The following is an 18,728-nucleotide window of genomic DNA, read 5'->3' as shown; positions in this document are numbered from 1 at the left end:
AAATGAAGTAATTCACTACTTCAAGAACTTAACAGTTCTTTTTTTCTTATATCTACCGTGAACTATGTGGATAAAATCAAAAAACATCTACTTTTAGGCGTCAAAAAAGAAGATTCTATTAAAATCTTAAGTTTATTGTAGATATCTATTCTGTTATTCTATACTTTTTATTATGATATTTTCTCAAATTATACCCAATCGCTGTTAAATAAAACTCCATTTTAACATTATGAGTTAATCTTCGTCTAAATCTTCTTACTTTAAATGCTTCTTTAATCACTCCAAAGGCACCCTCAACTTGAATTGACCTTTGAACTCTTAATTCAATTCCTAATGGTGATGTAAGATTTTTAATAACCTCTTTTTGGTATGTAAGATTTTCATCATTAATCTCTTTACGCTTACCATTTGGTAATTCATATACATCATTACCTCGATTATTTCTATACAGATACTTTAAAGTATCCCCATTAGGTGTTAAATAATCATTACCTGATTTAGTAAGGTTAAATGGAAAATATGGATCTTTCATTCTTTTTTTGTCATGCGTATCTTTAGCATACATTGCATATTTTTGATAAAGCTCCATATCGTTTAGTTTTAAATAACGATAATTCGTTAATCCACCATATCCAGCATCCGCTACTGGATATTTTGGATAGAAGTCATAACTTTTCTTAAATCCTTCTAAAAAAGGAATCAAAGTTTTATAATCACTACGTTCTTTATAGATATCTAGATGTAGGATATATTCATTTGATACACCAATTTGTATATTATACCCTGGTTTTAATTGACTATTACGCATATGATCTTCTTTCATATGCATAAAAGTCGCGTCTATATCTGTTTTAGCATATGAGTTTCTATCATTACCCATAATCTTTAAATGTCTTTCATACTCTACAAGTTTAGCTAAATATTCTAAGATATGTTCATAATCTCTTTGTAAAGTAGTTTTTCTTTGACCTTTACCATATTTAAACTCAAGTGTCTCACGATTAATCTCTTTTTGAAGAAAGTCTTTGATGCTACTTAAATAATCCGTATTATATATTTCATGTATGGAAAAGAAGATATCTGAGTCTTTATATCTTTGATTTAATATGTCTATTTGTTTGGTTATTTTTTTATATAACTTATCTCTAAACTTTTCAATAGAACCACGCCATGTAAAACTATATTTATTAGCCACCGATTCTATTTTAGTACCATCTATATATAATTTATCTGTATCAATAGATTCTTTTTTTATTAAGTACTTACTTAGTTCATAAAAGATTTCATCTATTCCTTTAACTAAGTATTTATCCATAAAGGTTTTTATTGTTTGATGACTTGGCATTAATTCATCTGTAAGCCACATGATTCTAATATCATTTTTAGCAGCTTTTGCCATATCTCTTAAGGATTGAATCTTTTCCATTTGACAAAACATGATCAGTTTTAACATTTGAACCGGATTATAACCCATACGACCTCTTGGGTCTTTTGAGCTATTTAAGTATTTTTTTATCTCCAATTTTCTAAATACTTCATCAAATGTACGAACTTCACTATCAAAAGGAATTTTTATGTCTAATTGTAGTGGTAATTTTAACTGTTTTGGGTTAAAATTATGTTGTATATTTTGTTGTGTTTGCATACTATAATTATACCAAAAAACCGCCCTAGGATTCTAGAGCGGCTTTTTTGTTTTATAGACTGTTACTTTTATTTCGTTACAGTCCCTTTATTCTTAAAAAGTGTAGGAAAATAGATAATGAACTATAATTTCAAAAATCAAGATAGAAGTAAACAAAGTAGTAATAAATGGGAAAGAAATATTCAAACAAAAGAAGAAATGAAAGAAAAGATATTTTTATCTGTAGCAGATGCTGATTTTTTAATTGCACCTGAAATAGAAAAAGGACTTTCTTACTATATCAAAAATGTAGTACTAGGTTATAACAAACCAAGCCCTAACTATTATCTAAGTGTGATTAAATGGATGAAACAAAAACACGACTGGGATATTCTAAAAGAGTCAATTGTAATTACACCAGGTGTAGTTTTTGCTCTTTATAATGCAATAACTAGCTATACTCATGAAAATGATGGGGTTATTATTTTTTCACCAGTATATCCAAGGTTTAATTATGCAATTACTGACAGCAAACGGGCTCTCGTTTCTATTCCCTTATTAAAAACAAAAGGTAGTTATGAAATAGATTTTGAATTGTTTGAAAGTGAAGCTAAAAAAGAAAATAATAAAATGCTTATTTTATGTAGTCCCCACAATCCAGTTGGCAGAGTTTGGAACTTAGATGAACTTCAAAGAATTAATCAAATATGTATAGAAAATAATATTGTTGTTATTTCTGATGAAATACATAATGACTTAGTATTAAATAATAATCAACACACTGTTTTTTCTAAAATAAACAAAAAAAGTATTATCTGTACTTCGCCTAGTAAAGCATTTAATATGGGAGGGTTACAAGTTGCAAATATTATCATTGAAGACAAAGAATTAAGAGAAAAGTTTGTTAAAAATATGGGAAACAATGGCATTCATATGGGCAATATACTAAGTTTAAAAGCAGTTGAACTTGCATATAATAATGCCTCTAAATGGTTAGAAAATTTTGTTCGTTTAATTGAAGAAAATTACCAAATATTAACCAGTTTTATATCTGAAAAATTACCACAAGTTAAAGTAACTAAGCTTGAAGGGACTTATTTAGTATGGTTAGATTTTAGTGGCTTAAAATTAGAACATGAGACACTTAAAGTATTTTTAGAAACTAAGTGTCACCTAGAATTCAGTGATGGAATATCTTTTGGAAAAGAAGGGTATAATTACCAAAGAATGAATATTGCTTGTGATAAAAAAACACTTATGGAAGTTCTTCATAGATTAGAAAAAGAAGTTTTAATAGCATTTAAAGAATAAGTATATATTATCTTTTCTATATTTTATTAAAAGTATGGTATACTCTATTAGGTCATAAAGACAATAGAAGGTGTTTATATAACACCTTTTTTAATGAAATAAAGAAATGAGATATTAAATGAATACATTTACAGAATTAAAATTAGATACACCAATACTAAAGGCAATTGAAAAAACTGGATATTTAACGCCTACAGAAATACAACAAAAGGCAATTCCTATTTTATTAGATAAAAAAGATATTTTAGGTAGCGCACAAACTGGAACTGGTAAAACTGCAGCATTTGCAATTCCAATATTACAAATGTTAAATCAAAATATAAATGATAAAAAAGTAATTAGAGCATTAATTTTGACACCAACAAGAGAATTAGCCAATCAAATATATGAAAACTTTATTCAATATGCTTACTTTATTAGAATAAGAACAAATGTTATCTATGGTGGTGTTCCTCAAAAGAAACAAGAAGATGCACTTAAAAAAGGAACTGATGTCTTGATTGCTACGCCTGGAAGACTATTAGATCTTATGAGTCAAAAAATTATTGATTTAAGAAACATTGAATATTTAGTTTTAGATGAAGCAGATCAAATGCTTGATATGGGATTTATTAAAGACATTTATAAGATTTTAAAGCAAGTACCAGAAAAGAGACAAACTATGCTTTTTTCAGCAACAATGCCTAAAAAGATTGAAGAATTTGCTAATTCTATTTTAAAGAATCCAGAAAGAATTGCAGTAACACCTGTTACAAAAACCCTAGATGCAATCAAACAAGAACTCTATTTAGTACCAAAAAATAATAAAAATGAATTACTGAACCATTTGATTAAGAAATTGAACATGGACTCAGTACTAGTTTTTACTAAAACTAAACATGGTGCTAATAAAGTTGTAAAAGAATTATTAAAAAATAATATTACAGCAGAACCTATTCACGGAAATAAATCTCAAGCAGCAAGAGAAAGAGCTCTTCTAAATTTCAAGAATAGAAAGACACAGGTCTTAGTAGCAACCGATATTGCTGCTAGAGGTCTTGATATTAAACAATTATCATTTGTAATCAATTACGACTTGCCAGATACACCAGAAACATATATTCATAGAATCGGAAGAACAGGACGAGCAGGAGAATTAGGTCTAGCAATTAGTTTTTGTTCTGATGAAGAAAAAAATCTATTAATAGATATTGAAAAACATATTAAAAATAAATTAACTAGCATAGAAAATCATCCATACGGAAAAACTTATGTTAAAACTCATGATATAATAGATAATAAGCAAAATGATAATAAAAAAAATAAACCAAGTAATCCTAATCACTATAAAAAAACAAAAAACAAAAAATTTGTTATAGGAACTAGAAAAACTAAGTAGTTATATAAGAGGTATAAAAAATGATCAATGAAAAATTAAAGTTAAATGACGTGATTACAATTGAAATCAAAAAAACTGGTATTAATGGTGAAGGAATAGGCTATTATGAAAAACTAGCAGTATTCGTCGATGATACACTACCAGGAGAAATTGTTGATGTTAAAATTACTGAAATATATGACACAAGAATAGTTGGGCAAATAGAAGACATTAAAGTTAAAAGTCCCGATAGACTAGAAGTCTTATATCCTGATTATGCATTATGTGGTGCCTATGGGATGCAACACGTTACCTACAAAAAAGCATTAGAGTTAAAAAGAGATGTTATTGTTAATGCACTTAACAGATATGTAAAACAAAAAATTAAGTATTCCCTTATTAAACCAACTGTAGGTATGGAAGAACCATTTGGTTATAGAAATAAAGTGTCTTTACCTATTAGAAAAATTGGTGGTCTTAATAAAGTTGGGCTATATAAAACTGGAGGAACAGAGTTTATTCCAGTTAATGACACGCCAGTCCAACATCCTAAAATAAATGAAATGCTTCAGTATTTAGAAACCTTACTAGATGAATATAAATTTGACGCATATATTCAAAAAGAAAAATCAGGATATATTAAATCAATTGTTATGAGACGTTCATATTCAACTGGAGAAACTCAGCTATCTTTTTTATTAATGAAAAAATATGATAAGATATCAGAAGTTGTTTCTAAACTGGTTGAAAAGTATCCAGAAATAGTATCTGTATTTGCATACTATACGGATAACTATAAAGAACAAATATTCTTTACTACTCAATATGAAAAAATATTTGGTAAAGATACAATTAATGAAAAAATGAATAATCAAACATTTTCGCTATATCCAGAAGCGTTTTGGCAATTAAATACCCAAATGGCTGATAAGTTTTATTCAAAGATGGTAGAACTAGCAAAACCAACAAAAGAAGATATCGTGATAGATGCTTATGCAGGTATTGCTCCAGTAAGCCATTATTTCTATAAAGAAGTAGAAAAGGTATATGCAATTGAAGTTGATCAAAGAAGTATTCAAAGTGCTAAACTATCATTAAAAAGAAATAATATTAAGAATGTTGATATCATGCAATCAGACTTCTTTAAAGCTTTAAAACAATTAGGAGATAAAAAAATTGATATCATTGTCTTTGATCCACCAAGAACAGGACTAGGATATCAAACTATTAAAGAAGTATTAAAGTTTATGCCAAGAAAAATAGTTTATGGTTCATGTAACCCATCTACTTTAGCAAAAGATTTAGAAGAACTTCTAAAATATTATGACTTAAAAGAAATTGTACCAATGGATATGTTTCCATATACCCCACTTGTAGAAAGTGTCACACTACTTGAATTAAAGAAAGCATAAAAATTTTTATATGAAGTAAAAGCCCATATTTTAAAATATGAGCTTTATTTTTTTATAAAAATAATGAATAGAGTATCTAAACAGTTTAAGATTATTCCTTATTATTAATTATACTAATCATCTTAATATATTTAATTGATGCATAAACTGTTCCAGATATTTGGCTATCAATCACTAAAAAAGTATCATCAAAATCTAGAACCTTTCCTATTACAGTAACAAAACCGTAATTATCAGAAAAAGTCACTTTTACCATTTTATCTATAAGAGAACTCATTTTATCGCCTCCTAAAGTTATTCTACAAGTAATGGTGTTAAAATTATATAAAGAATTGTGTATAGAATATAACAATTCTAAATATAAAGGTATAATATAGGCAAAATGATAGGAGGTATGTGTATGCAAAGAGGTAAACTTAAAATATTTTTCAGCTATTTTTATAAAACTGCTAAAACTAAAGCTATGCTAAGTGAAATAATTGAAAAATATCACTTAAAGTATCGTGTGTTGATTATTGATGCTCAGTGTGATGATACTCAAATGAACCAGGAAATTATCCATATGAATCATATAGTAATAGATGATCAATTGAGTTTTAATATTAATTCAATACTAAAAATGAATCCAGAAATTGTAGTTATTGATCAAATTGAAAACTTTGATTTATATAGTATAGAAAAACTTTTAGAGGTAGGAATTAATATTTATGCCACCCTCAATGTTTTTAATATATTAAGTATGAACCAATACCTATCTGAAAAGTTTAATATATTGACCCATGAGAAAACAGTCCCAGATTATTTTTTTAATCAGGCAGATGAAGTTGAATTTATTGATATACCACCTAAAGAACTCTTACTTAGATTAGAACCGTACGAACAATATCAATGGGTAACTGAAGAAAATCTTAAATATTTTAGGACGATTGCATTAGATAAATTAATTGATCACAATAAATACTCACATAAAAAATTAATAGAATCTAATTTACAATTCTTAGTTTGTATTAGCCCTTCTCCATCAGCAATTAGAAGCATAGAATGGACAGCAAGAAATGCTCAAGCCTTTTATGCTTCATGGAAAGCTTTATATATTACTACAAATAAACATAAAAATAATATACAAGATATCAAAAAAATCGAGGAATATGAAAATAAAGTACATGAATTAGGAGGAGAGTTTGTTAGAATAACTGCTAATAATATTGACGCAGCTATTATAGAGTATGCTAAATTAACTGGTGTCACAAATATGGTCATTGGAAAAAGCCGAACAGTAAACTACAGATTTCCATTTAGACTAACTACACTTGAAAGTAAAATCATTAATGCTATTAAAGGCATTGAATTACACATTATACCTAACTATGATTATGGGACAAAAAAATATGAATATAAGCCTAAAAAAACTTCTAGCAGAGTATGGAAAGATATATTATTAAGTGTTTTAATTACCTTGTTTGCAACTGCTATTTGTTTTCTAATTAATTTTAATACAGATGAATTTAATGAAGGGCTGATATACTTAATGGCTGTACTATTAATCTCAAGGTTTACTAAAGGCTATATTTATGGAATTGCAACATCGTTTATCAGCTTTCTTATTTTTTTATATTTGTTTGTTCAACCTAACTTTACTTTCAATGTCAGTCAAGTAGATTCATGGGTAACATTTGGTATTATATTTATTACATCTATTATGACTAGTATGATCACTTCACAAATAAAAAGTGATAAAGAAAGTAACGTTTCTGCAATCACTGAACTAGAAAAATTATATACATTTAATCAAGAATTATTAAAAGTAGATGATAAATTAGAAATAATTAATTTGATGAAAGCTTTTTTTAAAAACGAATTTGGTGGAGAATCAACTTTTTACGATATTGATAATAATCAAATAGTTAATGAGCCTGCTCAAAATGACCACATAGAAGCAGTTCAATGGATGATTATCAATCATCAGGAAGTTGGCAATGCCACTAAATTGTTTTCTAACATTGATACAACCTATTTTCCAATTATCATTAGTAAAAAAATTATAGGTGCAGTTTCAATTACAGGATTAAACCTCCAAACATTTAAAGACTATGATTATCTTATTAGAGTGATCTTATATCAAACAGGGCTAGCAATTGAAAAAGAGACACTAAAAATACACAGACAAAAACTTTCAGAAATAGCCTCCCAAGAAATTGTTAGAAGCAATTTACTTAGATCAGTTTCCCATGATTTAAGAACGCCACTTACCAGTATTTATGGAATGATTACAACAATTATTGAGCAAGAAACAATTACTAGAGATGAAATAGTAAATAACCTTGCTAGTGCAAGAGATGATATACAATGGTTAATAAGAATGATTGAAAATTTACTTTCAATTACAAGAATTAATCAAGAAACGCAAAAAGTGATGAAAAACTTAGAAGTTGTTGAGGAAATAGTCTCTGAATCAGTCATTCGGGTAAGAAAAAGATTTCCTAAGGCAAAAATAAAAGTAAAAATACCCAATGATGTATTACTCGTTCCAATGGATGGAACATTAATTGAGCAAGTAATCATTAATTTATTAGAAAATACAATAAAGCATGGAAAAAATGTTCAAAATATTATTCTATCAGTTGATGATGAACAAGATAAAGTAATATTTAAAGTATCAGATGATGGTAAATATATTGACTTAAATAAAATTGAAAATTTGTTAAAAGACACGCAAACCATTGAATATGGTGATAAAGGAACAAAACATAGCGGCATAGGACTTTTGATATGTAAGACAATTATACAAGCACACCAAGGACAATTTTCTTTTTATAAGAATCAAGAAAATGGAATTACATTCTATTTTACTTTACCGAAAGGAGACCACGATGAGTTTAAATAAAATTGAAGTACTTATTATTGAAGATGATCAACATATTAATACATATATAAAAAATATACTAACGCATCAAAATATGAACGTATTACAAACATATGATGGAAAAGAAGGATTAAAGTATGCCTCTAGTAAAGTTCCAGATATTATTTTACTTGACTTAGGTTTACCAGATATGGATGGTATCGAAGTTTTAAAGCAAATAAGGCTATGGACATCAGTTCCAATTGTTATTATCTCTGCTAGAGAAAATGAAAAAGAAAAGGTAAATGCTCTAGACTTAGGTGCAGATGATTATATTACTAAACCCTTTGGTACAGAAGAACTTCTAGCAAGAGTAAGAGTATCGTTAAGACATGCACAAGTTAAAACAGCCGACCAGCCCTTTGATCAAAAAGAAGTAATTAATGAATTAACAATTGATTATGAAAAAAGAGTTGTAAGTATAAGAGATAAAGTAATACATTTGACTCCTATTGAATACAAAATCTTAGTTTTATTTATTAAAAACATAGGTAAAGTTTTAACACATGACTATATCATAAGACAAGTATGGGGACTCTACTATGCAGATAATCAAACATTAAGAGTTAATATGGCTAATTTAAGAAGAAAAATTGAAAAAAATCCTGCAGAACCAGAGTATATTTTGACAGAAGTTGGTGTAGGATATAGAATGATAGATGAAAAAACATACTGAGGTATGTTTTTTTATGAGTCCATAAAGAATCTTAACATAAAATTTACGCCAAATTTCATATAATATGTTGAGGTGTTAAAAATGGGAAATAAAAAAAATGTATTAATAGAACTTAGTCACCAAAAAGTTGAAGCAGTTCTAGATAATTTTCAAACTAGAGTCACGGGACTTAATAAAGTAGAAGTAAAAGAAAGACAAGATAAATATGGATTAAATATAATTAAACAAACAAAAACATTTTTTCCAATCAAACAATTTTTTAAACAATTTATCGGTGTGATGGCAATACTATTATGGATTGCTGGAATATTAGCGCTTATAGCTGAAATGCCTGAATTAGCGATTGCTACATGGATTGTAGTAATTGTAAATGGTATCTTTTCATTTATTCAAGAATATAAAGCAGATCAAGCATTATCTTCTTTGGCTAAAATGATGCCTAAACAAGTGAGAGTAATAAGAGATAATGAGATAGAGCTAATTGATGCTACAAAGATCACAATAGGAGATATCATATATTTAGAAACGGGAAACTCAGTACCAGCAGATGCAAGATTGATTGAGTCTAATCAGTTATTTGTTGATAATTCAATGCTTTCAGGTGAAACAATACCTTTAAATAGAACTGAGAAAGTTTCAAAACTTACTAATCCAGCCGTATCTGAAATTCCAAATTTAATATATGCTGGGACAACAGTTTCACAGGGAAGTGGAAAAGCCGTTGTTTATGCTATAGGTAATGAAACTGAAATTGGTCAAGTTACACAAATTGCTCAAACAATTGAATCTGGTACAGGAACATTAGATTTACAAATTCATAAGATTGTCAAAACAATTAGTATTATAGCTACTATTATGGGACTGTTAATTTTTATGGCAACTAAACTGATATTGAAATTAGAATGGCAAGCTGGCTTTGTTTTTGCTCTTAGTATACTTGTTGCAAACATTCCAGAAGGACTCTTGCCAACAGTAAATTTAAGTTTGGCAGTAGGTTCTCAAAGAATGGCTAAAAAGAACGCCTTAATTAAAAAACTAACCTCAGTAGAAACGCTTAGTTCTGCAACAGTTATTTGTACAGATAAAACAGGAACTCTTACACAAAATCAATTAATGGTAAGAAAGATTTTCACACCAGAAGGATTAGTTGAAATAACTGGGGATGGCTATCAAAAAACAGGTGACTTTAAAATAACTGCAAAAAATGGTAAAAAAGGCGTAGAAAAATTTTTATCAGCCGCAATTTTATGTTCAGAGACAGATATTGTTGAAAGCACAGAAAATAAAAATCAATGGCAAGTAATAGGAAGCCCAACAGAAGGTTCATTGCTAGTTGCAGCATCTAAATATGGCTATGATATAAAAGATGTTAGAAGTAAATTTAAACTACTTAAAATGAATCCATTTACATCAGAACGTAAAAAAATGAGTACTTACGTTCAAAATATTAGTGATCAATCATATGACAAAGATGCAAGATATCTATTTATTAAAGGTGCACCTAATATTATTCTTGCTGATTGTACGATGCAATATAAGGAAAATCATGTAACTATACTTAGTGAAGAAGAAAAAGTACAATACTTAAAAGAAAACGATAATTTTGCTTCACAAGGGTTTAGAGTTTTAGCTGTTGGCTATAAAAAAATTGAAAATGACCAATATCAAGAAGATGATATGGTATTTTTAGGGTTTGCAGTCACTTATGATCCACCTAAAAAAGAAGTAGCAGAAGCTGTTGCTAATTTAAGAACTTCAGGAATTAAAATCACAATTATTACAGGAGATTATGGGTTAACAGCAGCAGCAATCGGTAAGCAAGTCGGTATTATCGACGATGAATATATTAACTTGGATGGTGTTGAAGTTGAAAAGATGACTACAACCGAGTTAGAAAATATATTAAAAAGTGATCAACCTATTGTCTTTTCGAGAACAACGCCTCAACACAAATTAAAAATTGTTGAAGCATACAAAAAAAATGGTGAAGTAGTTGCAGTTACAGGAGATGGTGTAAATGATATCTTGGCATTAAAATCAGCACACATTGGTATAGCTATGGGTAAAAATGGCACTGATGTTGCAAGAAATTCCGCAGATATGATTCTACTTGATGACAACTTTGCCACTATTTCTCATGCTGTGCTTGAAGGTAGAGGGATATATGAAAATATTAAAAAGTTTATTACATATGTTCTAGCTTCAAATGTTCCACAACTTATTCCTGTTTTAATGATGATATTCTTTAGAATACCACCAGCACTAACTGTTCTTCAAATATTACTAATTGACTTATTAACTGACTTAGTACCTGCTCTTGCTCTTGGTGCTGAAATACCCGATGTCCGCTTGCTAAAAGAAAAGCCAAGAAATACTAAAGAAAATATACTTGAAAGAAAATTACTACTTAGAGCTTATATGTTTTTAGGTATGATAGAAGCACTTTTATCATTTGGAGTATTCATCCTTATATGGTATTTTGCTGGATATACTTTTAGTGAAATCAGTTATATAGGAAATCTAGTAATAAATGGACAAGCAACAGAACATGCTATGAATACATATCATTATGCTTCAACGATGGCACTTGGAGTTGTTATATTTTCACAAATTGGTAATGTATTTGCTTGTAGATCTGAAAAACTTAATTTTTTTGAAACAATAAAAAAACCTAACAAGTTATTGTATATTGGGATTCTATCTGAAATAGTTATATTTATCTTAATTATACATATACCATTTTTACAAGATATTTTTGGCACAACTCATATAAAATTAGTAGATTACTTAATCTTATTAATCATGCCAATTATTGTTATAGGTTTAGACTTATTATATAAAAAAATTGTGACACTTAAGAATAGAGGGCAAAAAGTATATGATAAGTAATATAAAAGAAGCACTTGTTGCAAATAATAAAATTGATCTTGATATTAACTTACAAGCAATAAATGTAAAAAAAGAAACTTTATTACAAAAACTTATGGATAGAAAAGCCCAAGTATATATGTATTATCTTGATGATGAATATATAGGTAATTTAATTACAGAAGAAAAATTACATGAGATTATCATAGTAAATTGTTATGCTGTTAAAATAGGTGATGAATATGATATATTACATCATTTCCTTAATGAAAATAAACATAAGACAGTATTACTTGCAACAATGAATCTTAAACAAAGTTCTAATGACCTGTTGGAAAATTTCAAAAGAGAAATAGCTGTTTTTAAAACAGGTATGTATGATTTAGGTATATCTATTATAGTTGAAGGAATCAAATTTAATATTCTATCAAATAAAATAATAAAACAAGAAGAAGTAAAAACATATTTAGAAGAAACTAGAATTATTGAAGACTTAATTAGTGTAAGCACTCGATAAAAAATGAGCTAAAATAAAAGGAGGCTATATCCAAAATATCGCCTCTTTTCAAAATGATTGTAACTTATGTTAGTGAATTATAAAAAGATTAGATAACTTAAGAATGATTATGATGTATACTAGAAATTTTGATATAGGTTTTTAAAGTATGCTATAATCTAAGTAAATAAAAACTATGAAAGAGCCTATACTTATGAATTATTTTGTTAATTTTATATTTGTTTATATGATGGTTAGATTAAGAGAAGATTCCCAGTGAAACTATTTTTTAGTATATAGAAAAACAGGAGGGAAAAAAATGAATATATTTTTAAATATAGTGATACTTGTTATAGGAGCTATCATACTCATAAAGGCAGCTGATTGTTTTGTTGATTCTGCAACAGTTGTTGCAAGAAAACTAAAAATTTCACCACTTATTATAGGATTAACAATTATATCTATAGGAACATCACTTCCAGAATTAGCAATTAGTTTAGTATCAGCGATTAAAGCAAATACAACAGCTGATTTGGCTATGGGTAATATTATAGGATCTAATATTACTAACCTTACCTTAATTTTAGGCATTGGGGCTTTTATTTCACCCATTATAGTTCAAAAAAAAGTTTTTAGAAGAGATGGAATATTCTTATTATTAGCAACAGGTTTATTACTCATATTTGGATTATTCTTTCAAGCAAACAAACAAATAGTTTTTTGGGAAGGAATCATTTTATTATTAGTAGCTATAATATACTTTTTCACTTTAATTAAAACAACAAAAAAAGAGGATACAAAAGAATTAGTACAAACAGATAATGTCAATCAAAAAGAATATAATAAGTTTACATTATTAGTTATGTTGCTTGGAATAGTAGGTATAGCAGTTGGTGCTGAAATGGTAACAAGACCAGCACAATATTTAGCTGAAAAAGCAGCAATCAGTTTTGGATTAGATAAAAGTCTGGCAACAACTCTTGTTGGACTAACTGTAGTCGCGATAGGTACATCATTACCAGAATTAGCCACTTCGATTGCAGCTGCAAAAAGAAATCAAAGTGATCTTGTATTAGGAAATATCATAGGATCCAATATATTAAATATACTATTTATCGTAGGCGTGACAGCAACTGTTACACCTCTAGGGATTAACAAAGCAATCGCTACTGATTTGATTATTTTATTCCTTATAACAACTTTAGTATCAATATTTTTGATGCGAAGTAAGATTTTTAAATCGCAAGGGGCATTTTTAATTTTAATATATATAAGTTATATTATTTTTGCAGTGTATCGTACACTTAATGGGTAAGGATAATAAGTAGCATCAATATGATAATCAAATATTTATAAAAAGAAAAATAACTTGAATTCTTATTTAGTTGCATATCTTCATGATATACTGCTATACTATATAAGGATTCTTTTATTTTAAAAATAAAGATAAGTAATTATAAGACATAACACAAAGGATATAAAAATGAGAACTTTTAGTCAGTTTGAAATAAGAAATGAGATACTAGAAAGTTTAGACTTGTTAGGGTATAAAACGCCAACAGAAGTCCAAGAAGAAGCAATTCCAGAAATACTTAATGATAAAAATGTAGTGATTAAATCTAAAACTGGTAGTGGAAAAACTGCTACTTTTTCCATACCACTAATCCAAAAAATTGTATGGGATAAAAAAAATCCACAAGCACTTATCCTTTCACCAACAAGAGAACTTGCTATGCAAATAAAAGAAGAAATTTTTTCAATAGGCAGATTAGCAAGGATTAAGGTAGAAGCTATTTATGGGAAAAGTTCTTTTATAAAACAAGAAAAATTACTTAAACAAAGAAATCATTTTATTGTCGCAACTCCAGGTAGATTACTAGATCATATGACGCGAAAGACAATTGATTTAAGTGAAGTAGATTACTTAGTAATAGACGAAGCAGATGAAATGCTAAAAATGGGATTCATTGAACAAATAGAAGAAATCATCCAACAAATTAACCCTAAACAAATTATTTTATTATCAGCTACTCTAGAAGAAAAGATTCTTAATAAAATAGGAACATATATTACTAACCCAGTTTATATTTCTGTTGAAGATCATAATGAAGAAAGTAAAAGTATCCAAAAATACATTAAAGAAGATTTAAACAAAATGTATGCAATAAAACAATATATCCTAGAAAATAAAATACCATCAGCCATTATTTTTTGTAATACGCAAGAAAAGGTAGATGAACTTCATTATTATTTATATGATGAAAAGATGCTTGTTAAAAAGTTGCATGGTGGGTTAGAACAAAAAATTCGAACAAAGACGATTAAAGAATTCAAAGAAGGCTTTGTTAGATACTTAGTAGCAACCGATGTCGCCTCAAGAGGGATTGATGTTAAAAGTGTTAATTATGTGATTAACTATGAAATGCCAAAAGATATAAAAACCTTTATACATAGAGTAGGAAGAACAGGTAGGATGGGAGAAAAAGGCTCATGTTTAACATTATTAGATTATGATGATGTCTCACACTTTAAATCCATTATGGAAGAAAATGATTATCAAACTGAAGAAGTCTTTTTTACAACAAATGAAACTTTAAATGAAGACGATGAATTACAAACACCTATTTATATAGAGAAAAAAGATGTTAAACTAAATGAAAGTATTCTTAAACTACATATTAATGCAGGAAAGAAAACTAAAATGAGAGCTGTTGATATTGTAGGAACAATTTGTGCTATAGACGGCATAAAGGCTTCTGATATTGGAGTTATTAATATTTTAGATATATCAACATTTGTAGATATTATGAATAATAAAGGGCAATATGTCTTTGAACAATTACAAACAAAACCTATAAAAGGTAGAATTAGAACAGTATCAAAGGTTCTATAAAAGGAGTGAATAAAATGCATTTAATCGCGAGTGATTTTGACGGAACTTTACTAATTGATAAACAAATAAATCCTTTAGATATAGAAAAAATAAAAGAATTTAGATCAAAAGGAAATAAATTTGTTATTTGTACAGGTAGATCAATTGATTCAATCTATGATGCTTTAAAAGAATTTGAAGTACCTTTTGATTATATTATTGGTGTCAATGGAGCGATTGCTATAGATAAAAACTATCACATCGTTTATTCAAATGAATTTGATTTGAAAACAGTTCATAATATAAATACTATATTAGACACATATGAAATTTTAGGATATCGCCTTTCTAATGGATTAAGCCATGAATATATAGAACCTAACAATTTAGATCAAGAAAAAAAAGAAATAAATGAAATAAGAGGCTATTATATTAATGCTGGCACAGAAGAAAACGCCTTGAAACTAGCAGAAGAACTTAACAAAAAATTTGAAGGTAAAAATGCACAAGCATACAAAAACATGCACTATGTAGCACTTGGAATCAAGGGCATTCATAAAGGATATGGTGTTCAACAACTAGCTGATTTGATTGGTTTTAAAGGTAATATACATGTCATTGGAGATGACTATAACGATATTCCAATGCTAAAAAGATTTAATAGTTATGGTATCAAAAGCGGCTATGAAGAAGCAATCTCTTTTGCTAAACATCGTGTCAACTCAGTTTTAGAGGCAATTAATCATATAGAAGAATAAAATTACTATAATGAAATTATTGCTATTAGATACATCAAAATTTAATTCAATATAAACTATTTTTTAAAATATTAAAATATGAAACTGATATGTCTTGGACTATATTTTTAAATGAAAATATGGTATAATTTGTAAAAGATAAATGTCAATTTAGTAGAAATATTAGTTGATGTTTACATGAGGTGTTTATGGAAACAAAAAAGAATAAAGGTTTATTTTCTAAAATTTTAATTATATTTATTATACTAGGCTTATTGCTATCTATTATTCTTAGTATTAGTGATTTTGAATTGGTTATTGAAAAATTAAAAGAAACAAATGTATTTTGGATGTTATTATCTGCGGTGATATCAATTTTAAGTGTTGTTGTTTTATCTATTTCAAATCAAGTAGCACTGCGATCTTTAGATAAAAATATAACTTATTTTGACGGTTTTTTAGTACAAACAACAGAACCTTTCTTTAGCGGAATTACCCCATTTGGATCTGGAGCACAACCTTTTCAAATATATGAAATGGTAAAAAAAGGTGCTAGAAGTGATGTTGCATCAGCCGTATCATTAGTTAATTTTATAGTCTTTCAAACAGTTACAGTGATTATATTAATTATTTCATTAATTATATATTGGAATGAATTATGGGCTGGTATGGGTTATAACATATTTTATATATTAGCTGGTATCTTTTTTAATACAATCATACTAGTTTTACTCTTATTACTAGGATATGCAAAAGGTTTTGGTAAATTTGTTACTAAAATATTATTGTTTTTTCAAAAATATCGTTGGTCTAAAAAGTGGGCTACTAGAGGTTTAGAAAAAGCAGATATATTTATAGAAAATTTTCAAACAGGGGTAAAAGTCTTAATGCCCAAAAAACGAATTTTAATAGCATCAACGCTTTTAAAAATCGTTTCGTTTATCTTAAAATATGGATCAATTATATTTGTATTAATAGCTTTAGGTCATAGCCTTACTCCATCTGAATACCTATATTTAACAGCAGCAAGTTTTATTGCGATTAATGCAATGATGTGGGTGCCACTGCCAGGTGCATCCGGAGGTACAGAGTTTGCCTTAGGTATGATGCTAAATGCAATCCCTCTTTTCTATGGTGGAGTTAAAAACCCTATCTTAATTATTGTGTTATTATTGTGGAGATTTATTACTTATTATTTACAACTAATCATAGGATTTATTGCCTATTTACTATTAAAAAGAAAAAACAAGAAGAATGACGAATTGATTAACAGCGAGGAAAATTAAAAATGGAAAATAAAAAAATAACAATAGGAATATTTGTAGACTCCTATTTTCCAATGATAGATGGCGTAGTAATGGTTGTTCATAATTATGCTAAAAGATTAGCTGATAAAGCTAATGTAATCGTGTTTGCTCCAAGGTTTGGTAAACCGTTTGATGACTCAAAGTTTGCGTTTAAAGTAGTTAGATCAAAAAGTTTTCAAATTCCTTTTATAGATTATAGAGCGCCTCTTCCAAAAATGGATAAACAGTTTCAAAAAGAACTAAAAGAATCTAATTTAGATATTGTACATATACATTCAGGTTTTGCAATTGGTAATCAAGGTGCAGAGTATGCAAGAGAACATAATATTCCAGTAATTGCTACACTGCATAGCCAACATAAAAGAGATATTTTAGAACGTACGCATTCTAAATTAATTACTAAAGTTATTATGGGTTCTTTGATCAAAGTTTTATCTAAAACAGACAAATGTTTTGCTGTTAATGAAAAAATGGCTGATCTATATGTTGAATATGGATTAAAAAATAAACCAGGAGTTTTAACAAACGCAACAGAATTAAAATTATGTGAAGACTTTGATAAAATTGCTAGTTTAAAAGAAAAACATCAAATCAAAGATGAAAAAATACTTATATTTGTTGGTAGAATTGATAAAACTAAGAATATCCATTTTACAGTAGAAGTTTTAAGAAAATTAAAAGAACTTAAGTTTAATTATCGTATGCTCATCATTGGTGGTGGACCATACATGAAAAAATTAGTTAAGCAAATAAAAAAATATGAATTAGAAGAATATGTTATTTTAACAGGAAGAATTTATGAAAGAGAAGATATTGCTGCTTATTATAGAATGGCTAATCTCATGATTTTTCCATCAACTTACGATGCATCAAGTTTAGTTCAAATAGAGGCTGCTAGCCAAAAGACACCAACTATTTTTGCTAAAAACTCAATTACCTCTAGTACCATTACACCAGATGTAAATGGATATGAGGCAGAACTTGATGTAGATATATTTGCTAGAAAAATTATCAGTGTTTTAGAAGATAATAAGAAACACCTAGAAGTGGCTCAAAATGCTTATGACCAAATTTATACTCATTGGGATAAAAAAGTTGAAGATATTTATGATTTTTATTTAGAACTTATAGAAGAAAAAAAAAGAAGTTAGATTTTTAAATCTAAT

14 protein-coding genes are annotated in these 18,728 nt (G+C 27.9%); 12 read left to right on the top strand and 2 right to left on the bottom strand.

The genetic code is table 11. The features are described 5' to 3' along the window. Positions 1 to 145: 145 nt before the first annotated feature. Positions 146 to 1,645, bottom strand: coding sequence for a transposase (locus BN854_RS05305; protein ID WP_026661054.1), 1,500 nt, complete (start codon positions 1,643 to 1,645; stop codon positions 146 to 148). Between the two features lie 117 nt (positions 1,646 to 1,762). Between BN854_RS05305 and BN854_RS05300 the strand changes: the two genes are divergently transcribed. The 3 genes from BN854_RS05300 (at position 1,763) to rlmD (ending at position 5,704) form a co-directional block, all read left to right on the top strand. Next, on the top strand, positions 1,763 to 2,935 hold the full coding sequence (locus tag BN854_RS05300; protein WP_026661046.1) for a MalY/PatB family protein: 1,173 nt from the start codon (positions 1,763 to 1,765) through the stop codon (positions 2,933 to 2,935). 118 nt (positions 2,936 to 3,053) lie between these two features. Beyond that, positions 3,054 to 4,313: a DEAD/DEAH box helicase gene (locus BN854_RS05295; RefSeq protein ID WP_026661038.1), complete on the top strand. Its 1,260-nt coding sequence runs from the start codon at positions 3,054 to 3,056 to the stop codon at positions 4,311 to 4,313. Positions 4,314 to 4,333: 20 nt separating this feature from the next. Then, entirely contained in the window at positions 4,334 to 5,704 is a 1,371-nt protein-coding gene (gene rlmD, locus BN854_RS05290; RefSeq protein ID WP_026661030.1) for a 23S rRNA (uracil(1939)-C(5))-methyltransferase RlmD, read from the top strand. Between the two features lie 91 nt (positions 5,705 to 5,795). Here rlmD and BN854_RS05285 read toward each other — a convergent pair whose 3' ends face one another. Continuing rightward, the gene (locus tag BN854_RS05285; protein ID WP_026661021.1) at positions 5,796 to 5,981 is read right to left on the bottom strand and encodes a hypothetical protein; all 186 of its coding nucleotides are present in this window, start codon (positions 5,979 to 5,981) and stop codon (positions 5,796 to 5,798) included. Between the two features lie 123 nt (positions 5,982 to 6,104). Here BN854_RS05285 and BN854_RS05280 point away from each other — a divergent pair, with 123 nt between their 5' ends. From BN854_RS05280 to BN854_RS05240, 9 genes are all read left to right on the top strand, one after another. Then, positions 6,105 to 8,588, top strand: coding sequence for a DUF4118 domain-containing protein (locus BN854_RS05280; RefSeq protein ID WP_045959798.1), 2,484 nt, complete (start codon positions 6,105 to 6,107; stop codon positions 8,586 to 8,588). Next, a complete protein-coding gene (locus BN854_RS05275; RefSeq protein ID WP_026661018.1) occupies positions 8,575 to 9,282 on the top strand; it encodes a response regulator in 708 nt (235 codons plus the stop codon). Before BN854_RS05280 ends, BN854_RS05275 begins: the two co-directional genes overlap by 14 nt. 81 nt (positions 9,283 to 9,363) lie before the next feature. Beyond that, entirely contained in the window at positions 9,364 to 12,171 is a 2,808-nt protein-coding gene (locus BN854_RS05270; protein WP_026661017.1) for a cation-translocating P-type ATPase, read from the top strand. After that, the gene (locus tag BN854_RS05265; protein ID WP_026661013.1) at positions 12,161 to 12,667 is read left to right on the top strand and encodes a hypothetical protein; all 507 of its coding nucleotides are present in this window, start codon (positions 12,161 to 12,163) and stop codon (positions 12,665 to 12,667) included. The genes BN854_RS05270 and BN854_RS05265 overlap by 11 nt, the downstream gene beginning before the upstream one ends. A 298-nt stretch (positions 12,668 to 12,965) precedes the next feature. Then, a complete protein-coding gene (locus BN854_RS05260; protein ID WP_026661006.1) occupies positions 12,966 to 13,961 on the top strand; it encodes a calcium/sodium antiporter in 996 nt (331 codons plus the stop codon). Positions 13,962 to 14,129: 168 nt separating this feature from the next. Further along, on the top strand, positions 14,130 to 15,539 hold the full coding sequence (locus tag BN854_RS05255; protein ID WP_026661000.1) for a DEAD/DEAH box helicase: 1,410 nt from the start codon (positions 14,130 to 14,132) through the stop codon (positions 15,537 to 15,539). A gap of 14 nt (positions 15,540 to 15,553) precedes the next feature. Further along, positions 15,554 to 16,276 carry an HAD-IIB family hydrolase gene (locus BN854_RS05250; RefSeq protein ID WP_026660993.1) on the top strand — a complete coding sequence of 241 codons (723 nt, stop codon included), beginning with the start codon at positions 15,554 to 15,556 and terminating at the stop codon, positions 16,274 to 16,276. Positions 16,277 to 16,464: 188 nt separating this feature from the next. Continuing rightward, positions 16,465 to 17,541: a lysylphosphatidylglycerol synthase transmembrane domain-containing protein gene (locus BN854_RS05245; RefSeq protein ID WP_026660985.1), complete on the top strand. Its 1,077-nt coding sequence runs from the start codon at positions 16,465 to 16,467 to the stop codon at positions 17,539 to 17,541. A 2-nt stretch (positions 17,542 to 17,543) separates the two neighbouring features. Beyond that, on the top strand, positions 17,544 to 18,713 hold the full coding sequence (locus BN854_RS05240) for a glycosyltransferase (RefSeq protein WP_026660974.1): 1,170 nt from the start codon (positions 17,544 to 17,546) through the stop codon (positions 18,711 to 18,713). The last annotated feature ends 15 nt before the right edge of the window (positions 18,714 to 18,728 follow it).

Source organism: Alteracholeplasma palmae J233 (assembly GCF_000968055.1).
In the GTDB taxonomy this organism is placed as follows: domain Bacteria; phylum Bacillota_I; class Bacilli_A; order Acholeplasmatales; family Acholeplasmataceae; genus Alteracholeplasma; species Alteracholeplasma palmae.
This window is presented reverse-complemented; position numbering and strand designations above follow the sequence as displayed.

Excerpts from the sequence above, each read along its gene's own strand:
- BN854_RS05275 (WP_026661018.1), top strand. The coding sequence starts at position 8,575 with ATGAGTTTAAATAAAATTGAAGTACTTATTATTGAAGATGATCAACAT.
- BN854_RS05260 (WP_026661006.1), top strand. The coding sequence starts at position 12,966 with ATGAATATATTTTTAAATATAGTGATACTTGTTATAGGAGCTATCATA.
- BN854_RS05255 (WP_026661000.1), top strand. The coding sequence starts at position 14,130 with ATGAGAACTTTTAGTCAGTTTGAAATAAGAAATGAGATACTAGAAAGT.
- BN854_RS05305 (WP_026661054.1), bottom strand. The coding sequence starts at position 1,645 with ATGCAAACACAACAAAATATACAACATAATTTTAACCCAAAACAGTTA.
- BN854_RS05280 (WP_045959798.1), top strand. The coding sequence starts at position 6,105 with ATGCAAAGAGGTAAACTTAAAATATTTTTCAGCTATTTTTATAAAACT.
- rlmD (WP_026661030.1), top strand. The coding sequence starts at position 4,334 with ATGATCAATGAAAAATTAAAGTTAAATGACGTGATTACAATTGAAATC.
- BN854_RS05265 (WP_026661013.1), top strand. The coding sequence starts at position 12,161 with ATGATAAGTAATATAAAAGAAGCACTTGTTGCAAATAATAAAATTGAT.
- BN854_RS05240 (WP_026660974.1), top strand. The coding sequence starts at position 17,544 with ATGGAAAATAAAAAAATAACAATAGGAATATTTGTAGACTCCTATTTT.
- BN854_RS05270 (WP_026661017.1), top strand. The coding sequence starts at position 9,364 with ATGGGAAATAAAAAAAATGTATTAATAGAACTTAGTCACCAAAAAGTT.
- BN854_RS05250 (WP_026660993.1), top strand. The coding sequence starts at position 15,554 with ATGCATTTAATCGCGAGTGATTTTGACGGAACTTTACTAATTGATAAA.
- BN854_RS05285 (WP_026661021.1), bottom strand. The coding sequence starts at position 5,981 with ATGAGTTCTCTTATAGATAAAATGGTAAAAGTGACTTTTTCTGATAAT.
- BN854_RS05300 (WP_026661046.1), top strand. The coding sequence starts at position 1,763 with ATGAACTATAATTTCAAAAATCAAGATAGAAGTAAACAAAGTAGTAAT.
- BN854_RS05295 (WP_026661038.1), top strand. The coding sequence starts at position 3,054 with ATGAATACATTTACAGAATTAAAATTAGATACACCAATACTAAAGGCA.
- BN854_RS05245 (WP_026660985.1), top strand. The coding sequence starts at position 16,465 with ATGGAAACAAAAAAGAATAAAGGTTTATTTTCTAAAATTTTAATTATA.